The sequence below is a fragment of the Paenibacillus oryzae genome (assembly GCF_001675045.1).
Lineage (GTDB): Bacteria > Bacillota > Bacilli > Paenibacillales > Paenibacillaceae > Pristimantibacillus > Pristimantibacillus oryzae.
Genome location: NZ_LYPA01000045.1, coordinates 61545 through 84056, shown reverse-complemented (window position 1 = coordinate 84056; position 22512 = coordinate 61545). Strand labels below are relative to the sequence as shown.

24 protein-coding genes are annotated in these 22512 nt (G+C 50.0%); 17 read left to right on the top strand and 7 right to left on the bottom strand.

The window, feature by feature from the left end; genetic code table 11:
- The first annotated feature begins 49 nt into the window (after window positions 1-49).
- Genes A7K91_RS08285 through A7K91_RS08275 form a run of 3 tightly spaced genes read left to right on the top strand, consistent with a single transcriptional unit; the run spans window position 50 to window position 1657 of the window.
- Entirely contained in the window at window positions 50-595 is a 546-nt protein-coding gene (locus A7K91_RS08285) for an RNA polymerase sigma factor (protein ID WP_082967306.1), read from the top strand.
- Window positions 567-917, top strand: coding sequence for a hypothetical protein (locus tag A7K91_RS08280; RefSeq protein WP_068681564.1), 351 nt, complete (start codon window positions 567-569; stop codon window positions 915-917). The genes A7K91_RS08285 and A7K91_RS08280 overlap by 29 nt, the downstream gene beginning before the upstream one ends.
- Window positions 908-1657, top strand: coding sequence for a zinc ribbon domain-containing protein (locus A7K91_RS08275; RefSeq protein WP_068681562.1), 750 nt, complete (start codon window positions 908-910; stop codon window positions 1655-1657). Before A7K91_RS08280 ends, A7K91_RS08275 begins: the two co-directional genes overlap by 10 nt.
- Window positions 1658-1720: 63 nt before the next feature.
- Here the strand turns inward: A7K91_RS08275 and A7K91_RS08270 are convergent, their stop codons facing one another.
- The 3 genes from A7K91_RS08270 to A7K91_RS08260 all read right to left on the bottom strand — a co-directional run bounded on the left by A7K91_RS08270 (window position 1721) and on the right by A7K91_RS08260 (window position 4315).
- On the bottom strand, window positions 1721-2101 hold the full coding sequence (locus tag A7K91_RS08270) for a RidA family protein (RefSeq protein ID WP_068681560.1): 381 nt from the start codon (window positions 2099-2101) through the stop codon (window positions 1721-1723).
- 84 nt (window positions 2102-2185) lie between these two features.
- Window positions 2186-3736 (bottom strand): hypothetical protein, encoded by a 1551-nt coding sequence (locus A7K91_RS08265; RefSeq protein ID WP_068681558.1) that lies wholly within the window; start codon window positions 3734-3736, stop codon window positions 2186-2188.
- A gap of 396 nt (window positions 3737-4132) precedes the next feature.
- Window positions 4133-4315, bottom strand: a complete 183-nt coding sequence (locus A7K91_RS08260) for a YjzC family protein (protein ID WP_068681556.1) — start codon at window positions 4313-4315, stop codon at window positions 4133-4135.
- Window positions 4316-4565: 250 nt separating this feature from the next.
- Here A7K91_RS08260 and rpsF point away from each other — a divergent pair, with 250 nt between their 5' ends.
- From rpsF to A7K91_RS08240, 4 genes are all read left to right on the top strand, one after another.
- A complete protein-coding gene (rpsF, locus tag A7K91_RS08255; RefSeq protein WP_068681554.1) occupies window positions 4566-4850 on the top strand; it encodes a 30S ribosomal protein S6 in 285 nt (94 codons plus the stop codon).
- Between the two features lie 40 nt (window positions 4851-4890).
- A complete protein-coding gene (ssb, locus tag A7K91_RS08250) occupies window positions 4891-5430 on the top strand; it encodes a single-stranded DNA-binding protein (RefSeq protein WP_068681553.1) in 540 nt (179 codons plus the stop codon).
- A gap of 27 nt (window positions 5431-5457) precedes the next feature.
- Window positions 5458-5742, top strand: a complete 285-nt coding sequence (gene rpsR / locus A7K91_RS08245) for a 30S ribosomal protein S18 (RefSeq protein WP_068681551.1) — start codon at window positions 5458-5460, stop codon at window positions 5740-5742.
- A 266-nt stretch (window positions 5743-6008) separates the two neighbouring features.
- The gene (locus A7K91_RS08240) at window positions 6009-7265 is read left to right on the top strand and encodes an MFS transporter (protein ID WP_425415650.1); all 1257 of its coding nucleotides are present in this window, start codon (window positions 6009-6011) and stop codon (window positions 7263-7265) included.
- 685 nt (window positions 7266-7950) lie between these two features.
- Here the strand turns inward: A7K91_RS08240 and A7K91_RS08235 are convergent.
- The 4 genes from A7K91_RS08235 to A7K91_RS08220 all read right to left on the bottom strand — a co-directional run bounded on the left by A7K91_RS08235 (window position 7951) and on the right by A7K91_RS08220 (window position 10872).
- Window positions 7951-9342, bottom strand: a complete 1392-nt coding sequence (locus A7K91_RS08235) for a TrkH family potassium uptake protein (protein ID WP_082967305.1) — start codon at window positions 9340-9342, stop codon at window positions 7951-7953.
- Window positions 9329-9991 (bottom strand): potassium channel family protein, encoded by a 663-nt coding sequence (locus tag A7K91_RS08230; protein ID WP_068681549.1) that lies wholly within the window; start codon window positions 9989-9991, stop codon window positions 9329-9331. The genes A7K91_RS08235 and A7K91_RS08230 overlap by 14 nt, the downstream gene beginning before the upstream one ends.
- A gap of 75 nt (window positions 9992-10066) precedes the next feature.
- Window positions 10067-10378 (bottom strand): hypothetical protein, encoded by a 312-nt coding sequence (locus A7K91_RS08225; protein WP_068681547.1) that lies wholly within the window; start codon window positions 10376-10378, stop codon window positions 10067-10069.
- Between the two features lie 140 nt (window positions 10379-10518).
- Window positions 10519-10872, bottom strand: coding sequence for a DUF4870 domain-containing protein (locus A7K91_RS08220; RefSeq protein ID WP_068681545.1), 354 nt, complete (start codon window positions 10870-10872; stop codon window positions 10519-10521).
- Between the two features lie 205 nt (window positions 10873-11077).
- On the opposite strand from A7K91_RS08220, the gene A7K91_RS08215 reads away from it, so the two are divergent.
- The 10 genes from A7K91_RS08215 (at window position 11078) to A7K91_RS08170 (ending at window position 22048) form a co-directional block, all read left to right on the top strand.
- On the top strand, window positions 11078-12121 hold the full coding sequence (locus A7K91_RS08215) for an LCP family protein (RefSeq protein WP_068681543.1): 1044 nt from the start codon (window positions 11078-11080) through the stop codon (window positions 12119-12121).
- Window positions 12122-12142: 21 nt separating this feature from the next.
- On the top strand, window positions 12143-12553 hold the full coding sequence (locus tag A7K91_RS08210; RefSeq protein WP_068681541.1) for a CBS domain-containing protein: 411 nt from the start codon (window positions 12143-12145) through the stop codon (window positions 12551-12553).
- Between the two features lie 169 nt (window positions 12554-12722).
- Window positions 12723-13637 (top strand): DUF2232 domain-containing protein, encoded by a 915-nt coding sequence (locus A7K91_RS08205; RefSeq protein ID WP_082967304.1) that lies wholly within the window; start codon window positions 12723-12725, stop codon window positions 13635-13637.
- Between the two features lie 18 nt (window positions 13638-13655).
- Complete coding sequence (locus A7K91_RS08200) at window positions 13656-15617, top strand: DHH family phosphoesterase (RefSeq protein ID WP_068681537.1); 1962 nt, start codon at window positions 13656-13658, stop codon at window positions 15615-15617.
- The gene (gene rplI, locus A7K91_RS08195) at window positions 15614-16057 is read left to right on the top strand and encodes a 50S ribosomal protein L9 (RefSeq protein WP_068681535.1); all 444 of its coding nucleotides are present in this window, start codon (window positions 15614-15616) and stop codon (window positions 16055-16057) included. The genes A7K91_RS08200 and rplI overlap by 4 nt, the downstream gene beginning before the upstream one ends.
- Before the next feature lie 19 nt (window positions 16058-16076).
- Window positions 16077-17438: a replicative DNA helicase gene (dnaB, locus tag A7K91_RS08190; RefSeq protein ID WP_068681533.1), complete on the top strand. Its 1362-nt coding sequence runs from the start codon at window positions 16077-16079 to the stop codon at window positions 17436-17438.
- A gap of 177 nt (window positions 17439-17615) precedes the next feature.
- Entirely contained in the window at window positions 17616-18902 is a 1287-nt protein-coding gene (locus A7K91_RS08185; protein WP_068681531.1) for an adenylosuccinate synthase, read from the top strand.
- Between the two features lie 344 nt (window positions 18903-19246).
- The gene (locus A7K91_RS08180) at window positions 19247-19579 is read left to right on the top strand and encodes an RNA polymerase sigma factor (RefSeq protein ID WP_068681529.1); all 333 of its coding nucleotides are present in this window, start codon (window positions 19247-19249) and stop codon (window positions 19577-19579) included.
- A 61-nt stretch (window positions 19580-19640) separates the two neighbouring features.
- Window positions 19641-20303 carry a hypothetical protein gene (locus A7K91_RS08175; RefSeq protein WP_068681527.1) on the top strand — a complete coding sequence of 221 codons (663 nt, stop codon included), beginning with the start codon at window positions 19641-19643 and terminating at the stop codon, window positions 20301-20303.
- Window positions 20304-20464: 161 nt separating this feature from the next.
- The gene (locus A7K91_RS08170; protein WP_068681525.1) at window positions 20465-22048 is read left to right on the top strand and encodes a M23 family metallopeptidase; all 1584 of its coding nucleotides are present in this window, start codon (window positions 20465-20467) and stop codon (window positions 22046-22048) included.
- The last annotated feature ends 464 nt before the right edge of the window (window positions 22049-22512 follow it).

The window sequence follows — 22512 nt, the reverse complement described above, 5'->3', positions numbered from 1 at the left end:
GCGAACCGTTTAGCCAGTTGTGCAGATAGCTAATTGAGGGGGTGGAAATATGCCGATGGAGGGGCAGGAAGCAGAGAGGCTGGTGCGGCTTTACGGAAGCCGGATTTATGCCTTCTGCCGCAAGCTGGCTTTGAAGCAAAGCGATGCCGATGACTTGTACCAGCAAACCTTTTTGCGGGTGCTTGTTATGCCCCGGCAGATGGATATGGATCATAATCCCGCAGGTTTTTTGATGGCGATTGCCGCACGCATCTGGCGGGATGAAACGAGGAAATATGCCCGAAGACAACGAATCGCGCCGATTCAGGATATGGACGGGGATATCAGCTCGGTTGCTACTGCCGGAACAACAGAAAATGAAATGGAAAAAAAGCAGCTCCAGGCAGATATCCGCATGCTGGTGGAGCATTTGCCCGACAATTTGCGAGTGCCGGTACTGCTGCAATATATGGGCCAGTTGTCCACTGTGGAAATCGCCCGATTGCTCGGCATTCCGCAAGGTACGGTAAAAAGCAGACTTCATCAAGCGAGGCAGCAATTAAAGAAGGAATTGGAGGGAATTGGACATGACGAAAAAAATGTATTCGGGCGCTGATTCCCAGGATCAGCAATGGGAGGAGCTGCTTCAGGAATCGCTATGGATCGAGGAGGAGCCGCCGCAGGCCCTTCAGGCAGAATTGATTTCCAAAATCCGGGATAGAAAGCCAGCATGGCGTCTTCCTTATTGGATACCGGCTGTTGCGGGAGGTTTGCAATCTGCCGGTTTAATCATAGCCGTGCAGCTAATGCTGCCAGGCAGCTTGCTGGCACAGCTCTCCATAGTCGGCGGCTCCATACTGATGGCCAGCGCTGTTCTATTGACTATCGTAGCCAGAGTGTTGCAAAAAGGGAAGGAGGATGGAGAAACATGCTATTAATGTTTATATTGATCGGCGTTGCTTTTTTGGCTGTTATTGGGACGATGACCGGCCTCGGGGTATGGACCTATAGGGATGCCAGAGCGAGAGGGCTGGAAGCGGGGATGTGGACGGCTATTGTTGTATTGGTGCCCAACCTGATTGGCTTCCTTTTATACCTCCTGATTGCCCGAAAACAGCATAAAGCAATGTGTCCGACATGTGGTCAAAAAACAGAGGCCAGCAAACCGTTTTGTTCCAATTGCGGCGCGGATATGCGCGATTATCAGAACTCTGCACATTTACCATTAACAACAGGTAAAAAGACAGGAAAAGCGCCTCTGGTCGTGGCGCTGGCATGTGTAGGCATCACCGTTGCTACAATGATCGGCGCTGGGGTTGCCGTTGGCATGGAGCAGCCGGAAATGTTCACCTCCAAAAACGTATCGCTGTTTCAAACACAAACGATGAGACCAGGCGTATGGAAGCTTTCATTTCGTTACTTTGATGGCGAGAAGGCGCGTGCAATTACGATCAAGGACGGGAAGCCACAAACGTTCAGGATGGAGGCCTCTATTACGAAGGGAACGGCTGAGCTTGGCATTACGGTAGACGGCGAGGAGGTTAAGCGAGTTTCCTTAAATGAGCTGACCGATGAGTTTATATGGGACTTGTCTCAATACCCGGATAAAAGCAGGGTGGTTATCAAGCTTTATGGAGAAAAAAGCTCAGGTAAAATAAATATGAACTGGAAGAATTAACTCCTCCAGTTCATCCGGTACTTGATAAAGCCCCGCCGAAACGCAAGCGGGGCTTTATTACTGCTAATCCAGAACGGCCTGGACCTCGATTTCAACGAGCAGCAGCGGGTTAATAAGCGCCTTGACCTCTACCATAGTGGCAACGGGCTGGATGCTCCCGAAAAACTCGCCATGCGCTTTGCCGACTTCCTCCCAGCGGGAAATATCCGTTACGAACATGCGCGTTCGCGTAACGTTGGAAAGCTCCGCTCCCAGCTCCTTTAAGGCTTGTTCAATCGTCTGCAGAACGAAGCGGGTTTGCTCATACGGCGAGTCAACGCCAACGACCTCTCCGTCTTTCATTGCTGTTGTACCTGCGACCTCGATGATATTGCCGACCCGAATAGCCCGGCAATATCCAACAACCGGTTCCCAAGGCGATCCCGTAAAAACTTGCTTTCTCATGTTGATTTCACCTCGGCTTTAAATTAGAACATACGGATTTCATCATAACCGCAATCTATGTGTTTTTAAAGACCAAGTTGAGAGTTACGCTTGTTGCGGCTTGCTGGTTTTTGTTTCGTCCGGCGGGCCCGCAATAGCCAGCAAAAGCGCAATAAAACCCGGAACGTGATAACGTGGAGCGGACTCCACAAGCAGCAGCATCAGGAAGGTGCCGATCAGGAACAAGGCGGCTGCCAGCGGAACCATTCCGCCAGGCTTGAAGCCGCAGCGCTTGAGCTTGACGAAAAGCACACATGCTGCTGCGGTAAGAAATATGGTATAGAGAAGATCGCCTAGCCCTAACAGCTTGAAATGAAGCTTGTTGTAAAGCTGGTGTGCGCCTGCATCCTTGGAATAGGAGGCCATATGAGCGTCGATCAGCTGAAGCGCCCAGCCGTCCGTGCCCCATGCTGTTTTAATCTTGTTGGCAAGGAAGAAGACGCCTTGTCCGCTTCCAAACCAATGCCGCAGACGTTCCCAGCTCCGATCCAGCATGACATCGTGAGCGGCTTGCGCATCGCCAAGCTCATTGTAGACCAGCCCTAGCGCCTGGCTGTCACCGGCGTTCCACAATCCGAGGTCTTCTCCTTGCATATCAGGGTTGGTTCCCACGAACACATTAAAGCCAATAGGCATTTTGGCCGCTTGCAGCTGGATATGATCACTGACAAAGCCATTCAGTAGCGAGGATAGTCCAACGTAAATGACCAGCCCTGTCAGAAGCAAAACGCCGCGTTGAATCAATCGCCATGGACCGGGAGACAGCAACACAGCCAGGATAAAAATAATGACGAGAATGCTTCCGATCGGCCGCACAAAATTGCTGAAGGCAGCAATAAGGAGGAGCAGAGCGGTCAAAGCAGCCATTTTGGGAAGCGGGGCCGTAAAGGCGCCTTTAAAGGCTGCTTTAAGCACAAGCAGAAAAAGCAAAAAGCAGAAAATAAACATATATTCCGTGTTGGCGAACGTGTTGAAATAAATGAATGAAGGCCACAGGCTGATGACGAACAGGCAAAACAGATAACGGCCTGGATAACGCGCCGCAGGAAACAGAACCCAGAGAAGCACAATCGACAGGATGTATAGCACTACATTAAATAATTGCGAGACTAGCATAGTGGTGCCAGCTAGTTTCATAACAGCGCCAAGCACATAGGAAAAGCCGAATACATGGGGAAATAACGCCGAATAATCATCAACGGAATAAATCCCTGCGGCATAGCTGACGGCTCGTTCGAAATAAGCTTCAAAGTCGGATTCAAATTGGTTAATCTGAAAGGTGTATAGCCACAAGCCGCGAACAAGTATGGAAAACGAAACAACCGCAATGGTTACGAACAGCGGCCTTGCCGCGAGCCACCGCCCCCACGATTTCAGCAGCGGAACCATCCATTTATCGTGTTTTACGCAGTATGTAATTGCCCAGATGCCGCCTGCCGCAAGCAGTCCGCAAATAATCGTTAAGGGCAGTCCCACATATTGATAAATATTTTGCAGAAATTTTGTATTGGCAGCTAACGCAATTAATACAACTACAATCATCAGAATCATCCAGATTGAACGATGGCAAAAGGTACGAATGTTTTGCAAAGTCATATATTTTTCTCCTATAAAAAGTAATTGAAGATAAGGCCATCCATTCACTGTAATACAGAATAACGACAATGTAAATCCAATAAGAAAAGAGGGCCCTTTTTAGGAGCCCTCTTCCTCGACGGTGTAAATTGATGTTCAAACGTAATCCTTCTCACGTGCTGCCGGACATCGAATTGAAGAACAACAGGCTAACGCCTCAGCCTCATTTCAACTCCTTGCAAATGCTGTCTTTAAAGAACATCGTTGTTCTCAAAAGACATCTTCGCTTTTACATGCACCGGATGAAATACAAATGCTTTCCTTGCACCAACTGGTCCAACGGAACCACACCTCTCTTCCACCGTCAGTCCTTAGGATGGCCATCTTGCTGAAACTTATGCAGTGCAAAAAAATTTTTTAATGTCCCATCCGCTTCCATTTGCGCTCGTGATTGCTTGTTTCGGGGAAACGCTGGCCCTTGCGCAATTCCACCTTTTGCGGGTTTTGAATTCCCATGTGGAAGGAATTGACGCCGTCTTCAATATACGTACCGTCATTGGGCGCTTTATCGCCTGGCGAAAATAAGGTCCATTCACCCATACTGTTACCTCCGGCTGTCCATTATTTTTTTCTGTGTCCTGCCTGCATTAGTTTGAACCGGGGGAGGCTGCGGTATGAATAGCAGTTTACGGATATGGCTTTAACGGATTCAGACGTAACCGCTGCGGATGCAGCAGCTAGAAAGGCACTTGCCATAGGCAGTACATTTTGATATAGTAAAAGGATGCGAGCCTAGCTCGTTCCTTGCTCCATTTTATGGGGCCGTTAGTCCAAAAGGAGGTGAAACACAATGCGCAAATATGAAGTGATGTACATCATTCGTCCAGACGTAGAGCAAGAAAACGTTCAAGCTCTCGTTGATAAGTTCAATGGCATCATCTCCAACGGCGGCGAGGTCATTAAATCTGATGTGATCGGCAAACGTCGTCTTGCGTATGAGATCAACAAGCTTCGTGACGGTTATTTCGTTTTGGTTCATTTCAACGCAACAACTGAAGTTGTTAATGAACTTGACCGTTTGATGAAGATTTCGGATGAAGTTATCCGTTCGTTGATCGTCAGAGACGTAGCTTAGTCGCGTTTACGCAGGATTGTCCAATGGGGAGGGCGAAAGCATGTTGAACCGTGTAATTCTGATCGGCAGATTGACGAGAGATCCCGAGCTTCGGTATACACCCGCGGGCGTTGCGGTTACGCAATTTACGCTGGCTGTAGATCGGCCGTTCTCGTCGGGTCAAGGAGAGCGGGAAGCGGATTTTATTCCAGTTGTAACCTGGCGTCAGCTGGCTGAAACCTGTGCCAATTACTTGCGCAAAGGCCGCCTTACGGCGGTTGAGGGCCGAATTCAAGTGCGGAACTACGAGAACAATGAGGGCAAGCGCGTCTATGTAACGGAAGTTATAGCAGACAATGTCCGGTTCCTGGAGTCCAATCGGGAAGGCGGAGCGCCTCGCGAGGATAATGGCGGCGGTGGAGGATACAGCAGCGGCGGGGGCGGCAACTCAGGCGGCTACGGCGGCGGAGGCAGCTCGTCCGGCTCATCCTACGGCGGTGGAAACCGATCCGGCAATTCATCACGGAACGATAGCAATAATGATCCTTTTAAGGATGACGGTCGCCCGATTGACATTTCCGAAGATGATCTGCCATTTTAAATATCAACGACAAGGAGGATGTACACCATGGCTTTCAAACCAAGAGAGAACGGCGGCGACGAGCGTCCAGAGCGTAAGTTCAGCGGACGTAAAGGCGGACGCAACAAACGCCGTAAAGTTTGTTTCTTCACTGTAAACAAAATTACTCACATTGATTATAAAGACACGGATCTGCTCAAGAAGTTTATTAGCGAGCGCGGCAAAATCTTGCCACGTCGTGTAACTGGCACAAGCGCGAAATACCAACGCTTGCTGACAATTGCCATTAAACGTTCCCGTCAGATCGCTTTGCTGCCTTACACAACTGAATAGGTTGAATAAGCAGTAAAGAGCTGATGTCTGATAACAGGCTGTCTCCCTTCTTAGGCGAGACAGCCTGTTTCATTCCGGCGAAGCAAAGACCCGCAAGAGGAGCACTCCTGAAGTGCCTTTCTTGCGGGTCTTTTGTTTATTATATGGCCTGATCTTTTATCTATAATTATTTTCATCTCCGTACTTATTTCCCCCCATTTATCTTTCCCTTATAATCAGTGTAGAAGAAAGCTAGTTGACCAACAAAGCTGAAGGAGCAAAACAAAGTGGGCGAACCTGGAAAGATCGCAAAACAAAAAAGCGGCTTCAACAAAATATATGCGTTGCAGCTTGCTACCATTTTTATAGGCTTTATCATATTTGGATTTTCGGAAAATATTAAAGGTCCGGCGATTCCGCGAATTCAATTTGACTTCATGCTGAATGAATCGCAGCTTGGCACCTTGCTGTCGTTGAATGCGTTAGGGTATCTGATCGCTTGTTCGTTTACGGGATATTTGACCCGGATATGGGGGATTAAAGCCGTTACTGTCGTTTCTTTTGGACTGATGGCATTATCCGGCGTATTTATTTTTGTCTCGCAGCAATATGCTTTGTTTTCGTCGTCTTACTTTCTGATGTACATCGGAAACGGTATGCTGGAGATTGGATTAGCTGTGCTGGGAGCGCGTATCTTCGTAAAAAATACAGGCATGATGATGAACCTGACCCATGGGTTTTATGGACTCAGCTCAACGGTTGCGCCGCTCATCGCGACGGGACTGATGAAGCTGACGATAAACGGCTATACGCTGGATTGGCGCGGAATGTATATGGCTGTGCTCATGCTGTCGCTAATCCCGATTGGCTTTGCGCTGGTCAGCAAGTTTCCGGGCGACGAGGTTAAGCATGAGGATCGCGTTCCGATGAAAACGCTGCTGAAGGACCGTGTGTTATGGCTAATGGTGCTTATTTTGTCCTTTGGCGTAGTTTCGGAGCTGGCAGTTGGCGGCTGGCTTGTCAACTTTCTGGAGAAAGCGTACAGGTGGGACACGATTATGGCCTCGGGCATGCTGTCTGCCTTTTTTCTCTGTTTTGCGCTGGCAAGGCTGCTGCTTGGGCCGCTGACGGACAGGATCGGTTTTGTTTTGTCGCTCATTATTTTTTCCGGGTTGTCTGCTTTATGTACCTTTGCCGCTATTCTGGGGGGCGAGGAGCTGGCCTTTTTGTTTGCGGCAGCCGGAGTCGGGATTGCGATGATTTATCCTACCGTAATGGCTTTTATCGCCAAACGATACCCCAATAGCAGCGACACGGCGATTACGATCATTGTCACGCTCATGGGGGTGGGCAGCGTCATCGGCAATTATTTGATCGGCGGCGTTATTGAGCTTGTCAAAGGCCTCTCGGGCGGAGATTCGCATGAGGGACTTCTGGCGGGACTGCAAGCGGGATATGGTGTTATTGGGCTGTGCGCGGCTTTAAGCTCCGTTGCCGGCGTTGTGCTGTATATCTACCTGCGAAGGAGAAAAGAAATCATTTAGTGCCTAGCGCTGCGGTTATACGCGCAGGTTATTGCACAATCGGGCACTCACGGCTAAGGGAGGCAGCGCAGGTTGGTGCATCAACCTGCTGCTCACTTGACGGATAAAAGCATAAGCTAGCGGAGCCATGAACTAGCGGGAGTGAACGGGGAGATATGAACTAATGGGCGTGAACTATCAGCCATAAACTAACAGACAAAAATGTCCGCTAGCCGTGATTTTCATAGCTTTTGATGAATATATTGGACATTCATGTCCGTTACAGCCCAAAACCATGCCATCTGAGCTCTTTTTCAGGCTGTAACGGTCCTTTTCGTCCGTTATAATGGGAAAAAGCTGATTTTTTCCTCTGTAAGGGACATCCATGTCTGTTATAGTGCAGATGTCAAAGCAGGTTATAGGGTGGCGAAGCGCTTATGTACCTGGCAGATGACAATGCAGGTTAACAGGATGGCGATGCGCCTATGTACCTGGCAGATGACAATGCAGGCTATAGGATGGCGAAGCGCTTATGTACCTGGCAGATGACAATGCAGGCCAACAGGATGGCGATGCGCTTATGTACTTGGCAGATGACAATGCAGGTCAACAGGATGGCAATGTGCCCTTTAAGTAACTGCAAATGCAGGCGCATAAAAGGCTGGACGGAAAACCTCGCGTTTTCCCGCCCAGCCCTTTTATTTTGCTAACCGATAAGCACATTGTCTTCGGGGTAGCCGATTTTGGAGGTTGTTTTTTTCTGAGAAAGGGCAAAAGCCAGCGTGAGCGGACCAAGTCGTCCCACAAACATGGTGATGGCGACAATGATTTTTCCGGCAGGAGACAGGTCCTGTGTCAGACCCATCGACATGCCTGTGGTGCTAAAAGCCGACGTAGCCTCAAACAGCACCTCCAAAAAATGATCCTCCAGCATATCCTCGGTTATTGTGAGCACCAGCGTTACCAGCAGCACGCAAGTAAGCGAGCTGATAACAACCGCAAGCGCCCGGTTCACCGTTTCCTGAGAAATTCTGCGCTTGAAGGCATGAATCTGGCCACCGCCCCGAAACGTATTGATGGTAGCCAGCAGCAGCACAAAAAGCGTATTGATTTTGATCCCGCCCCCGGTTCCCCCGGAAGCCGCTCCGATAAACATATAAATAATAAGAAGAAATTGGGATACGGCAAGCATACTGCCAATATCAATGGTATTAAAGCCTGCGCTGCGCGGCGTCAAGCTTTGGAATAACGCGGCCTGGACTCGCTCCCAGAAGCCCAGCGGCCCAAAGGTGACGCTGTTCCAGCTCTCCAGCAGAAACAGCAGCAGAAAGCCGGCAACGGTAAGAAGCGCGGACGATACAAGGACGATTTTGGAATGGGTGGACAGCTTGCGCCAGGAGCGCTTGCGGAAAATATCCACGATTACGATATATCCCAGGCCGCCTACAATAAACAAAATAAGAATAGTCATGTTGACGACGGGATCTCCTACATGCTGGGCGAGTCCGTCGCTCCATAAGGCGAAGCCGGCGTTGTTAAAGGCGGACACGGAATGGAACAGGGCATAATAAGCCGCTTGTCCCAGCCCCATCTCATCCTGCCAGCGGAACGTCAGAATAAGGGTGGCGATGGATTCCAATATAAATACAATGAGAACCATGTACATGGATAGCTTTACTAACCCCTGGGAGGAGGTGGACTGCGTCGTATGCTGAATGATCAGCCGCTCGCGCAAGCCAATTTTTTTGCCCAAAAGAATAGCTACCATGACGCCGACGGTCATAAAGCCGATGCCCCCGACTTGAATCAGAAGCATAATGACAACTTGGCCTATCACCGAAAATGCGGTGCCCGTATCGATAACGATGAGCCCGTTCACGCAAACGGCGGATACGGCTGTAAACAAGGCGTTTAATAACCCCACCGAATGGCCGGTGCTTGATGAAAAAGGCATGCTGAGCAGAATAGTGCCAAAAAAAATAAGGACTAGAAAAACGCCGATTATAAGCTGCGGCGGACTGATCTTGTGTTTTAAATAATTGACGGCTGCCTCAATTGGAGACATATCCTTTTTTACAGTGCCTCTAAGCACGTTCATAATCGTTCTCCAGATGCCGAATCTCATCATTGCTGCCGATTAGAAGCAGCACATCGCCGGTATAGATTGCATCCTCCGCCTTGGGCGACACGTTGATTTGATCGCCTTTTTTGATCGCCATGATGGTACAGCCGTATTTGGCCCGGATGTTAAGCTCCTTGAGGGAACGGCCGTTCATGGCGGCGGGAGCTTTGATCTCCGCCAAATTGTAATCCGGCGACAGCTCGATATAATCGATCAGATTGTCGGAGCTAAGCTGGTTGCCCAGACGAATGCCCATGTCCCGCTCGGGATAAATAATTTGATCGGCGCCGATTTTGCTCAACACGCTCCCGTGCATTTCGTTGCGCGCCTTGGCGGTAACCTTGGGCACCTTAAACTCCTTCAGAAGCAGGGTCGTCAAAATACTGGCTTGCAAATCATCGCCGATTGCAACGATGGCATGGGAGAAATTGCTCGCCCCCAGCTCCCGCAGCACGGCTTCGTCGGTGCAATCCGCCTGAAGAGCCGCCGTAGCGATATTGGCGATTTCCTGAACAGGCTGTTCATTTTTGTCTACGGCAAGCACTTCATGCCCGTTGGCGATCAAGGTGCGCGTCAGACTTGTACCGAATCTTCCCAAGCCAATAACCATAAACTGTTTTCTCATAATAATGGACCACATCCTACAACTTGTTAGCAATACAGATAGCAGCAACTGGAATCCATAATAGGAGACAACGGTTCATTTGTCAAAGGAATTAATCGTGGAGGAACCTTGTACGAAATCCGGCTCCTTTTTGTTCGGAAAAGGGTTCGAGGGCAGGATGCGCACATATTGCCGGGGCTGGAAAAAAGGCATATAGATAAGGCTCGCCTGGTTGGCATGGCTGGCGCCGGAGAAGCCCGAAACTTTGGGAGCATAGCCAGGGCCGGGGTTCATAATGAAGGGCAGCTCGTTTCGTTGAAGGCTGCGGTTATGGAGGTAAGCTCCGCCTGCCATCATCACGGCGAACACAAGAATGCTGATTGCGATTTTGGCTGATAATCGGGTCATGGTTGTCACTCCTTTTTCCCATAATCCCCGATTGGAGCCTGTTTCATTCCTTTTGCATGCATGAAAATGGCATCCTTTGCGGCAATATAGCCATAAGGATGCCATTTGGTAAAAGCGTTATAGGACATTAACGCCCAGTCTTAAAACTTGACGCTTTCTTTTTCTGCCCAATCTCCGATAAAAGGGATTTTGAACATTTTCCCTTGCAGGGCGAGCAGCATAAGCGCTATCCACATAATAAAGGTCACTGGCGTAAGGATGAAGGATGTAATCGCACCAATGATGGGAATGACGCCCAAAATGAGATTGACCACAACCAAAACGCCGAACACCGCAGTGGACTGGAGCGCATGGAATTTGACGAAACGACTTTGTTTCTCGAGCACGAGAAAAATAATGCCGGTTATAAAGCCAAGCGCATAGCAGAGCAGTCCGGCCACCTTGGGGTCCAGATTGGTTGATGACGGATCGGGATTGACTTGAACCGGTTGCATATTATTCATACATCCTTTCTACCAAAAAGTATCGTTGCTATGATTGTATTCGATAGGATAGAGCTGTAGACCTTCTTTTTTAACGACAATATTCCACATTTGCCAGCAGTTTTTTGTCATCGCTTTGTAACCAGTTGGCTGTAAGCTTCGTCTAGAATGATAATGAAGAAATGTGCACTAATTTGCAATGAAGTGGAGCGATTATATGAAAACGCGAAAAAAGAAAATTTTTTATACGATCGGAGCAGCACTTATTCTTTTGTTGGCCGTTGCCTATATTAACCGGGAAGCCATCGCGATGGCCGGGTTTGACTGGTTCGTGCAAGACTCCGTAGAGAAGAAGCTTGAGAACACGTATAAGCCTGTGGAAGGCCGCGAGCCTAAGCCGGTGAACGTTGACAAAACCAAGCAGGAGCCATTCTCGGTATTGTTGCTGGGCGTCGACCAGAGAGAGCATGAGATTGGCAGATCCGATACGCTGATTTACGCGGTTGTGCGTCCAAGCGATGGCAATATTCTGCTGGTATCCGTCCCGCGTGATTCCTATGTAGATATTGTGGGCCGCGACCGGGAGGACAAGATCAACCATGCGTATGCTTTTGGCGGAGCGGGAATGTCGATGGATACGGTGGAAAAGCTGCTGGACGCGCCGGTTAATCATTATGCCACCATCAATTTTGAAGGCTTCCGCGACGCGGTGGATGCTTTGGGAGGCATATCGCTCCCTATCGAAAAGGACATCATCAATAAGGACCCCAACCATGATTACTTCATTGTAAAAGCGGGGCAGCCTTCCTATAACGGGCTTGATGCGCTCAATTTCGTTCGCTACCGCGAGGACAGCGATATGAACCGGACGGAGCGACAGCAGCAGTTCCTTCATGCTATGATAGAGAAAGCAACCGCTATGAAGTCATGGTCAAAAATTCCGGACCTTCTCGATATTATGGGCAATAATTTCAGCACCGATATGCGTCCGAACCAGCTAGTTGATCTGGCGCAATCGCTGCTTGTCCAGAAACAGCGCACGACCATGCACAGCCACACTCTGCAAGGAGAGGGAAGACGGCTGAAGAGCGGCGGAACCTGGTATTATTTTTTGGATGAAGAGGATTTAGCCGAGGTTCGTACGATGATTAAAAATTGGCTGGACGGCGACACTCCATCATCGAGCCTGATTCTGCCGGATCAAGAGGAAAAGGCGGAGGGGATCAAGAAGGAGGTTCAGTCGCTATCCAGCGCAGGGTAGAGAACGGGGTGAAGCAAGCTCATGAATATTGCATTTTTTCTTCTGCCGAAGGCAGAGGTGGCGTATTTGTCGGAGGACGCTACGCTAAGGCAGGCGCTGGAGCGGATGGAGCATCATCGTTATTCGGCGGTGCCGATTCTGAACAGTGAAGGCGGTTATTACGGGACGGTGACGGAGGGCGATTTGCTCTGGTTTATGAAGAGCAGGCCGGAGCTTACCTTTGAGTCCACCAGCAGGGTGAAGCTGGTTGAGGTCCCGCTCAGGCTGAATAACCGTGCCGTTAATATTGACGCCAATATGGACGATTTGATTTCTTTGGCTAAGGTACAAAATTTTGTTCCCGTGGTGGATGACCGGAATCATTTTATCGGCTTGGTTAGACGCAGCGAAATCATTGATTATTGCCAGAAGGGCATGTCTCAAAAACTTTAGGGAACTAAAGCGTCAACTGTTTTAAGGTCCGCAAATGCGCGTTTGGCATTAAAAACGCTGCTTGCGGGCCTTTTTGCGTATGCCGTTGATGAGTGCGGGAGATGGCTTTTGTGATATAATGAGTGGTAAATGTCTTAACAGGTATGAACAAGTATGAAATAGGTAAGAGGTGAAAGGATTGAAAACGGGCTTGAAACCGGTGCTTTGGAGCGGCGCGGCGTTTTTGATGCTGATTATGTTTGCGGTTCCTGTACTGAACTTGATTGCGCTTTTGTTTATGATGGTGCCTTATGCCTACCTGTATGCGACATTGTCCAAGCGGGCGTTTGTACTCCATCTGCTCCCGGCCTGGATTTTGGCATCTGTGGTAGTTGGTCCTTCCATTCTGATCATCGGCTTTTTCTTTTTGGTGCCCGGCATCATAATGGGGCATTTGTACCGCAAAGGGACGTCTGCGGGCAAGGTGATTCGTTTAACGAGCCTGGTTATTCTGGCGCAGCTGATGCTGGAGCTGCTGGCCTTCGAGGTTTTCCTTGACCTGTCGCTTCTGGAAGAGATGAAAATGACAATTCGCGGAGTACTGGATGGGCCGATGGCGCAAAGCCTGGCAGCGGCCGGATGGGGAACCGAACAGACGGAGCTGCTTATACAAACGGTCATTAACTGGATTCCGCTAACCTTTATTGTGATGGCTTTTACCTATTCGGTGCTGTCTCACTATGTGGCCCGGAAGTTTGTCGCTCGTGACGGCGTAGATGCGCCGGCGTTTCCCGAAGCCAAGGACTGGAAGCTGCCGCGCGTGCTTGTCATTTATTATTTGATCGCTTACGTGATCAATTTGTTCATGTCATCAACCAGCGAATCCTTTATGGCCATCGCCCTGATGAATCTGGTGCCGCTGCTGAGTTATGTTTTTGCAATCCAGGCCATAGGCTTTTTCTTCTTTATTGCGCATCATCGCGGGTGGAACAAGGCAGTTCCCATACTTATCGCTATTCCTGTGCTGCTGATACCGCCGCTTAGCTTAATTGGCGTATTCGACACCGCTTTTCCGATCAGGAAGTCGTTTACTAAACAACAATAGCACGGGAGCGAAAATGAAATGCCAAAGTTTCTAATTGCAAGATGGCACGGAATGCATAATATCGCCGCGATGGCCGTCATGCTGATCTTATCGGCAGTGCTGGCCTGGTTTCATTGGATTGCCGGCGCTGCGGGACTGGCGTTGACCATTGGCGTCGGCCTTTACGGCTATCTGGCGGAGCGGGCGTTCCGCAAGGATTTAAAGGCGTATCTCGGCACCTTATCTTATCGGGTGAAAAAAGGCGGAAATGATGTCATCAGCGAGCTTCCATTCGGCATCATTCTTTACAATGAGGATCGGGTTGTGGAATGGCACAACCCCTTTATCGCGGCTCTGGCGGAGAAGGAATCGGCTATCGGCATGCCGCTGACAGAGCTGTTTCCGACGCTGCAGCATGCCAAGGAACGCGAGGGCATCGTGGAGGCCACGATAGGCAATCACATGTATCAATTGATCTTCCGTCCCAAGGAAGGCATTCTCTATGTCAAAAATGTCACGGAGCTTTGGCAGCTGGGACGCAAATACGAGGATGAAAAGCTATCGCTTGGCGTGGTTATGATCGACAACCTGGAGGAGGTTACGCAAGGGCTGGATGATCACCAGCGCAGCTCGCTTCTATCGAAGGTAACGTCGGAAATTACGGAGTGGGCTCAGAAGTATCATATTTATTTGAAACGTTTGACCTCCGATCGTTTTTTGCTTATCACCGACCTAAAAACGCTGCGCCAGCTGGAGCATTCCCGTTTTGTCGTACTGGACGAGGTGCGGGAAATGACGGGCGATCAGAAAATACCCGTTACGCTTAGCATCGGCTTTGCGGCAGGGGCGGAATCCATTATGGAGGTTGGGCAATGGGCGCATATGAGTCTGGATATCGCCCTTGGGCGCGGCGGAGATCAAGCGGCGGTTAAGGTTGGCGGACGGCAGACCTTCTATGGCGGCAAAACCAATGCGGTCGAGAAGCGGACCCGCGTCCGGGCCAGAGTGGTGGCGCATGCGCTGCGCGATATGATGCGCGAAAGCCATAATATCATCATCATGGGGCACAAAATGCCGGACATGGACGCGATTGGCGCTGCGATTGGCGTATTGAAGGCGGCGCAGCTGTTCAATAAAGAAGCTTATATCGTATTGGAGAGCGTCAATCCCTCCATAGACCGCATGATGGAGCTGCTGCGGGAAGACGAACGCTTGTCGAAGCGCTTTATCACGCCGGAGCAAGCGCTCGCGCTTACAACTCCTCAATCACTGGCTGTCGTTGTGGATACGCACAAGGCGTCCATGGTTAAGGAGCCCCGGCTGCTGACGTTGACCGACCGGATTGTGGTTATTGACCATCACAGGCGGGGGGAAGAATTTCTCAGCAACGCCATCCTTGTTTACATGGAGCCGTATGCTTCCTCCACATGCGAGCTGGTGACCGAGCTTTTGCAATATATACATGAACGCATCAGCCTGGATATCCGCGAGGCGACATCGCTGCTGGCAGGCATTACGGTGGATACCAAAAGCTTTTCCATGCGGACGGGCGCCAGAACCTTCGAGGCGGCATCCTTCCTGCGCCGTAACGGAGCGGATACGATGATGATTCAGCGTATGCTTCAGGAGGATTTGGAAGGTTACGTCAGCAAGGCGGAGATTATCAAGCATGCAGAGGTTTTGTATGATCATGTTGCCATCGCCGTTGCCGAGCATGGACGGAGAAATCCGCAGGTGCTTATTGCGCAATCGGCGGATACGCTGCTTAATATGACGGATATATTGGCTTCCTTCGTCATTAGCGAACGGCCTGACGGCTTGATCGGCATTAGCGCCCGCTCGCTTGGCGGAATGAATGTGCAGGTTGTCATGGAGCGTATGGGCGGAGGCGGGCATTTGACTAATGCGGCAGCCCAGCTTGAAGGCCGGGTAGAGGACGCTGCAGCCAAGCTTAAGGATGTTCTACAACAAATTGAATCGGAAGAGGGGTTATTTGAATGAAGGTTATCTTTTTGCAGGATGTAAAGGGACAAGGGAAAAAAGGCGAAGTCAAGGAAGTTTCGGAAGGCTATGTACGCAATTTCCTGCTGCCAAAAGGATTGGCAAAGCCGGCTTCGGATGGCAATCTGAAGACGCTTGAGGTGCAGAACGCCTCCGAAGCGAAGCGGAAGCAGCAGGAGAAGGCAGACGCCCAGGAGCTCGGTAAAAAGCTGGAGGAAATGAAGGTAGTCGTAAAAGCGAAAGCCGGCGAAGGCGGGCGTTTGTTCGGAGCCATTACCAGCAAGCAAATCGCGGAGGCTCTGGCTGCGCAAGGCATCAAGATCGACAAACGCAAAATCGAGCTGGAGGAGCCGATCCGCACGCTGGGCGTTACCCAGGTACCCGTTAAGCTGCATCCGGACGTGAAGGCCAAGCTAAACGTACAAACAACCGAAGAATAAAAAGGGAGTGGGTTGCGGGATGGATATGGAAGTGATGTCGGGCCGGATTCCCCCGCAAAATACGGAGGCCGAGCAAGCGGTAATCGGTGCGATTTTGCTACAGCCGGAGGCTTTGATTACGGCGATGGAGCGGGTCCGCAGCGAGGATTTTTATACAACGGCTCATCAGCGCATCTATGAAGCGATGATTGAGCTCGGCGAGGACAACCAGCCTGTCGATCTGGTGACGCTAACCGCGCATTTGCAGGATGCCGGACTGCTGGAGGAAATCGGCGGGGTCGGTTATTTGGCCAAGCTGGCGAATGCGGTGCCGACGGCGGCTAACGTGGACTATTACGCGCAAATCGTGGAAGAAAAGTCCATGCTGCGCCGGTTGATTCGAACCGCCACCAATATTGTCTCGGACGGCTATGCCAATTCCGAGGATGTCAGCGCATTGCTCAGCGATGCCGAAAAGAAAATATTGGAGATTTCCAACCGCCGTTCCAGCAGCGGCTTTATTTCCATTCGGGACGTGCTGATGGAGGTATTCGAAAAGGTTGAATTTCTATATTCCAATAAAGGCGGCACTACGGGCATTCCGTCCGGCTTTGTCGATCTGGACAAAATGACGGCGGGTTTCCAGCGAAGCGACTTGATTATCGTGGCAGCCCGTCCTTCCGTGGGCAAAACCGCGTTTGCGCTGAACATTGCGCAAAACGTCGGTGTACGCGCTCGGGAAACGGTCGCCATTTTCAGTCTGGAGATGTCAGCCGCGCAGCTTGTACAGCGGATGATTTGCGCAGAGGCGAACGTAGACGCCACCCGAATGCGGACGGGCACGCTGGAGGGCGACGATTGGGAGAAGCTGACGATGGCGATTGGCGCCTTGTCGGAGGCTCAGATTTACATTGACGATACGCCTGGCATTACCGTAGCGGATATCCGCGCCAAATGCCGGCGCCTGAAGAAGGAACGCGGACTTGGCATGATTCTGATCGACTATCTCCAGCTGATCCAGGGCCGCGGCAAAGCCGGCGAAAACCGTCAGCAGGAGGTATCCGAAATTTCCCGTACGCTGAAGCAAATCGCACGGGAGCTGGAAGTGCCGGTTATCGCGCTGTCGCAGCTCAGCCGGGGCGTTGAGCAGCGGCAGGACAAACGTCCCATGATGTCCGATCTTCGGGAATCCGGCTCCATCGAGCAGGATGCCGACATTGTATCGTTTCTGTATCGCGACGACTACTATGACAAGGAATCGGAAAAAAAGAATATTATCGAAATTATTATCGCCAAGCAGCGGAACGGGCCGGTCGGTACGGTTGAGCTTGTGTTCCTGAAAAACTACAATAAATTCGTCAGCCTCGACAGAACGCATCACGATCCGTCACAGGCCTCGTAAATATCCGAACAATTGTCATGGGTCCATGGCAATTGTTCGTTTTTTTGTTTGACTTCTGATGGCGGGACTGCTACACTAATATTGCTGTCTTCTGCCGTGTGCCGCGCTAAAGAATGCCGGGACCATTCGCAGGACGGTAATTTTCGATGTTTGAAAGCATCGGACGGGGGTATGTTTATGTCTACGGTTGTTGTTGTCGGTACACAGTGGGGAGACGAAGGAAAGGGCAAGATTACGGACTTTCTGGCAGAAGGAGCTGACGTTGTAGCCCGTTACCAAGGGGGAAACAACGCCGGACACACCATCCTCATCGACAACAAAAAGTACAAACTGACGATGATTCCTTCAGGCATTTTTAATCACAATAAAACTTGCGTAATCGGCAACGGAATGGTTATCAATCCGGAAGCCCTGATCAGCGAAATTCAATATATTCATGACAACGGCTTTTCGAGCGACAATCTGAAAATCAGCGACCGCGCCCATGTCATTATGCCTTATCATCTGGTGCTGGACGCTTTGGAAGAGGATCGCAAAGGCGACAACAAAATTGGCACAACCCGCAAGGGGATTGGCCCTTGCTATATGGATAAAGCAGCCCGCAACGGCATTCGTATCAGCGACCTGATGGACGCCGAGGAGTTCCAGCAGCGCGTTAGCCAAATTATGGTGGAAAAAAATAATATGATCGTTCAAGTATACGGCGGAGAGCCGCTGGATACGGAGCAGATCATCAAGGATTACCTGGGCTACGCCGAGGTGCTTCGTCCTTACGTAACGGATACCTCCGTTGTGCTGAACGACGCCATCGACGAAGGCAAAAAGGTATTGTTCGAGGGCGCGCAAGGCGTCATGCTGGATATTGACCAAGGCACTTATCCGTTCGTTACATCCTCCAATCCGTCCGCAGGCGGCGTTTGTATCGGCTCCGGGGTTGGCCCGTCCAAAATCCAGCAGGTCATCGGCGTTGCCAAAGCGTATACAACGCGTGTTGGCGATGGTCCGTTCCCGACGGAGCAGGACAACGAGATTGGCCAAACCATTCGCGACAAAGGCCATGAATACGGCACCGTAACCGGCCGTCCGCGCCGCGTCGGCTGGTTCGACACGGTTGTTGTCCGCCATGCCCGCCGCGTCAGCGGCATTACCGGCTTGTCGCTCAACTCGCTGGACGTACTGACAGGTCTGGAAACGGTCAAAATTTGCACAGGCTACAAATACCGCGGCGAAATCATCACTCATTATCCGGCAAGCCTCAAGATGCTGTCGGAGTGCGAGGCGGTATACGAGGAGCATCCAGGCTGGAGCGAGGACATTTCCGGCGCGAAAAAGCTGGAGGACCTGCCTCAGAACACATTGAACTACTTGAACCGCGTTTCCGAGCTGACAGGTATTCCTATCGCGATATTCTCCGTTGGACGCAACCGCGAGCAGACAAATCCCGTTGTTCCGATTTATGTTTAATAGCGAAGCCCAAGGCGTTGCGGATTGCCCGCAGCGCTTTTTTTGTGTAGATTTTGAATAACCTCCAGTAAGGCGAGGCTGAACCATGACATTAATACAGTCTGTCTCTGGCTAAGATAGGATATCATTTTAGAGGAAGTATTTCCTTTACGGTCACGCCTCAGCCTCCCATATATGGTTAATGTTGTTATAAAATTAGCTTGATCCGCATAGGCGGGCTCCAAATGAAGAAGGCGGCCAAATTGGTCGTCTTTCTTTTTTTGTACGGCATGGATGCAAAATGAACCAAATCCCTCCCTTGTTACAATAAGGAAATGAATGGCCATCCAGGAAGGAGAAGAAACTTGGGTATCGATGAGTTGATTCAGGTCGTAACGCTGCACGGTACATCTATTTACCGATTTTGCAGCAAGCTGACGGGAAAAAAAGAAGATGCAGACGATTTGTACCAGGAAACCTTTCTTAAAGCCGTGGAGCTTCGACTAAAAATGGACGCATCCCGTAATCCCAAGTCATTTCTAATTTCTATCGCAGTTAAGCTGCACAAAAATCATCGTCGCAAGCTGGCATGGAGAAACAGAATTGCCCAATCAGCTGTTCGTGGCGAAGCGGCGAGTAAAAAATCCTGTCGATGGCTGTCCAGCAAATCCTCAAAATGCGCTGCGCTAGGGAAATAGAGGAATGGGAAGGCTTGTTTTTGACCATAATGGTAGGAACGAGAGACAGGAGTTGAGAGAGATGCTGAAAGGAATCGTATGGCTGGCCAAGCTGGTTGCGGGAGGTCTGATTCTGAGCTTCCTCTGCATATGGACAACCGGCTATATCGTAACCAGTTATGTAGAGGGCCTATTGAAGCAATACGAGCTGCCGCTGGAGGTTCCTCCAATGGCGGTATCAGGCGTTTGGGGCAAGCTGTGGGGCAGCGAACCTTTGATGGCTGAGAGCGGCGCTGAAGGCAGTAAACCGGATGCGGAAGAGAGCACGGGATTTGCGAACGGGAAAAATCAGCAGGAAGGGGAAAAAGAAAGCGATGCGCAAGACCCCGAGCCTACAAAAATGCCTAATGCAGCCGAAGTATTAGGAGAAATAGAGCAGGAAGCTCCGGTCAAAGCGGGCAGTGACATTGATCATAGTCCAGAAGGCCTACCTATAGAGGGCGAGGAAACGGCGGTTACAACCGATGAAATGCTGGACGTCAAGGCTGAGATGAGCCAGGCCGACAAGGATCACATTTTCAGCTTGCTCATGCTGAAATTGCCGCAGGAAGCGCTTCAAAGCATCTCTTTTTTGATGGAGGAAGGGCTTACAGAAGGTGAGTTAATTCAAATCCAACAGCTGCTTGCGCAGCATCTTGACGCCGAAGAATACGATAGCATGATGGAGATTCTGAAAAAATATTAATATTAGGGTGTGACCGGAAAGGTTGCCCCATTTGTAAGGCTTATGTTAAAGTATTAGGCGAGTGATCCGACGGGAGAATTCGCCTTTTTGCCGTTTTGTACGGCATAAAGCGCAGCGTTGGACATGCAAAACTCTCAGCAAAGTGCGAAAAGGAGACAATCATGGCCGGTTTAAGGGATATGAGTCGCATCAAGAAGGTATGGGAGCAATCGACCCAGTACTTTCGGCGCATGCGCTCGCAAGACTTGACAGGTAATACCGATAAGCAAGCGGAAGAAGTGATCCAGCCCGCACCACTTTGGAAGAGAAAATCGACCATTATCATTGGTGGCGTGATCATCCTTCTGACAACGTCCGGCTTTATCGGAAACGATCAGTATAACAAATATATCGAACGAAATACGTTCCCTTACTATCACGTATATATAGACGGCAATGAGATTGGAACGGTTGCAGAGGCGAAAGAAGTTGAGGCTATGGTCGCAGCCAAAACAAAAGCGCTTCAGGACGCAAACCCTGGCATCAATATGGTGCTGGAGACAGGCGAAATTACATATGAGCTTGACAAAGGCTTCAAGTTTGTTCCAGAAACGGAAGCAACGTTGGCCAAGGTTGAGAACAACTTCAACTCGTATGCAATTGGCGTAGAGGTTAAGGTGGATGGCAAGGTTATCGGAGTTGTGAAGGATCAGGAAACGGCGGATGCTATTCTTGCCAGAGTTCAGAGCAAATATGCGCCTGAGCTGGCAGCAGCGAGCAAAAGCCAAAAGAACGTATCGACATTATCTTTTGACGGCAAGGCGGATGAGGCAGCGGACGAAGCGGCGGCAGATCCTAATGAACCCGGCGTTAAGGTAACGAATGTAGAATTTGTCGAGCAGGTTGCCGTGCAGCCGCTCAATACAAACCCTGACGATATTCAGGAAGCGGAAGATGTTTACAAGAAAATTGTTGACGGAAGCACCAAACCAACGAAATATGTTGTACAAGCCGGGGATGTTATCGGACGTATCGCTCTGAAATTCGACATCTCGCCGCAAGTGATTTACGACAATAACCCTTGGATTGAAGGCGACCGGATTACGGTTGGCGACGAGCTTGATTTGACTGTCCTGCAGCCTGAGCTGACGGTTCGTACAACGGAGCAGCATGTTGACCTGGAGAAGATAGCAGCCCCTGTTGAATATGTAAAGAACGACCAGATGAGGGTCGGAGAAAGCAAAACGATTAAAGAAGGCACGGAAGGTTCGCAGCGTCTGACGTATGAAATTGTAAAAGAAAACGGGTATTTAATATCCGAAACGTTGCTTGAAAAGGTTGTGCTGACTGAGCCAACGGCAACGGTTATTGAAAAAGGAACAATGGTTGTGCTTGGAGAAGGCACAGGCCGCTTTATGGTTCCGGTGAAAAACTACCGCGTAACCAGCAAGTTCGGACCGCGTTGGGGCCGCAATCATAACGGCGTCGACTTTACCGGCAACAAAAACATTATGGCAGCCGACAATGGCGTGGTTGAATTCGTCGGCAGAAAAGAAGGACTTGGCAATACTATCATTATCGATCATAAAAATGGTTACAAAACCGTTTACGGCCATCTCAGCTCCTACAAGGTTAGCAGTGGAGACAAGGTGGAAAAAGGAGATTACATTGGCATAATGGGCAGCACCGGCAATTCTACTGGCGTCCATCTGCACTTGGAAATTCACAAAAACGGGGTTATCCAAAACCCGCTTAAGTATTTGTAATCATATCTATTATATAAGTAAAGCATCATCCGGATTTTGAAACCCGGATGGTGCTTTTTTTTGAACTTCCACTTCAATAAAGGTTCAAAAAGCGGGGTTTTCAGTACCAAGAAGATAGGATGAAGCTAGAAGGTGAGTAGCGGAGCTTAGTGGGAGCTAAGTGAGCAACTCAAATGTTTCTGGAGGAAACATACTTCGTAAGCGAAAGCTTGATTCGGGTGAATCCTATATTCGACGCCGCTCATGCCGCTAGGCATGTTGTGTAATGGGAAGCGTGCTTTTTGAACTTCCACTTCAATAAAGGTTCAAAAAGCGGGGTTTTCAGTACCAAGAAGATAGGATGAAGCTAGAAGGTGAGTAGCGGAGCTTAGTGGGAGCTAAGTGAGCAACTCAAATGTTTCTGGAGGAAACATACTTCGTAAGCGAAAGCTTGATTCGGGTTAATCCTATATTCGACGCCGCTC

What these genes read in the sequence shown, in the direction of transcription:
- A7K91_RS08285 (WP_082967306.1), top strand. Translation starts at nt 50, where the DNA reads ATGCCGATGGAGGGGCAGGAAGCAGAGAGGCTGGTGCGGCTTTACGGA.
- A7K91_RS08280 (WP_068681564.1), top strand. Translation starts at nt 567, where the DNA reads ATGACGAAAAAAATGTATTCGGGCGCTGATTCCCAGGATCAGCAATGG.
- A7K91_RS08275 (WP_068681562.1), top strand. Translation starts at nt 908, where the DNA reads ATGCTATTAATGTTTATATTGATCGGCGTTGCTTTTTTGGCTGTTATT.
- A7K91_RS08270 (WP_068681560.1), bottom strand. Translation starts at nt 2,101, where the DNA reads ATGAGAAAGCAAGTTTTTACGGGATCGCCTTGGGAACCGGTTGTTGGA.
- A7K91_RS08265 (WP_068681558.1), bottom strand. Translation starts at nt 3,736, where the DNA reads ATGACTTTGCAAAACATTCGTACCTTTTGCCATCGTTCAATCTGGATG.
- A7K91_RS08260 (WP_068681556.1), bottom strand. Translation starts at nt 4,315, where the DNA reads ATGGGTGAATGGACCTTATTTTCGCCAGGCGATAAAGCGCCCAATGAC.
- rpsF (WP_068681554.1), top strand. Translation starts at nt 4,566, where the DNA reads ATGCGCAAATATGAAGTGATGTACATCATTCGTCCAGACGTAGAGCAA.
- ssb (WP_068681553.1), top strand. Translation starts at nt 4,891, where the DNA reads ATGTTGAACCGTGTAATTCTGATCGGCAGATTGACGAGAGATCCCGAG.
- rpsR (WP_068681551.1), top strand. Translation starts at nt 5,458, where the DNA reads ATGGCTTTCAAACCAAGAGAGAACGGCGGCGACGAGCGTCCAGAGCGT.
- A7K91_RS08235 (WP_082967305.1), bottom strand. Translation starts at nt 9,342, where the DNA reads ATGAACGTGCTTAGAGGCACTGTAAAAAAGGATATGTCTCCAATTGAG.
- A7K91_RS08230 (WP_068681549.1), bottom strand. Translation starts at nt 9,991, where the DNA reads ATGAGAAAACAGTTTATGGTTATTGGCTTGGGAAGATTCGGTACAAGT.
- A7K91_RS08225 (WP_068681547.1), bottom strand. Translation starts at nt 10,378, where the DNA reads ATGACCCGATTATCAGCCAAAATCGCAATCAGCATTCTTGTGTTCGCC.
- A7K91_RS08220 (WP_068681545.1), bottom strand. Translation starts at nt 10,872, where the DNA reads ATGCAACCGGTTCAAGTCAATCCCGATCCGTCATCAACCAATCTGGAC.
- A7K91_RS08215 (WP_068681543.1), top strand. Translation starts at nt 11,078, where the DNA reads ATGAAAACGCGAAAAAAGAAAATTTTTTATACGATCGGAGCAGCACTT.
- A7K91_RS08210 (WP_068681541.1), top strand. Translation starts at nt 12,143, where the DNA reads ATGAATATTGCATTTTTTCTTCTGCCGAAGGCAGAGGTGGCGTATTTG.
- A7K91_RS08200 (WP_068681537.1), top strand. Translation starts at nt 13,656, where the DNA reads ATGCCAAAGTTTCTAATTGCAAGATGGCACGGAATGCATAATATCGCC.
- rplI (WP_068681535.1), top strand. Translation starts at nt 15,614, where the DNA reads ATGAAGGTTATCTTTTTGCAGGATGTAAAGGGACAAGGGAAAAAAGGC.
- dnaB (WP_068681533.1), top strand. Translation starts at nt 16,077, where the DNA reads ATGGATATGGAAGTGATGTCGGGCCGGATTCCCCCGCAAAATACGGAG.
- A7K91_RS08185 (WP_068681531.1), top strand. Translation starts at nt 17,616, where the DNA reads ATGTCTACGGTTGTTGTTGTCGGTACACAGTGGGGAGACGAAGGAAAG.
- A7K91_RS08175 (WP_068681527.1), top strand. Translation starts at nt 19,641, where the DNA reads ATGCTGAAAGGAATCGTATGGCTGGCCAAGCTGGTTGCGGGAGGTCTG.
- A7K91_RS08170 (WP_068681525.1), top strand. Translation starts at nt 20,465, where the DNA reads ATGGCCGGTTTAAGGGATATGAGTCGCATCAAGAAGGTATGGGAGCAA.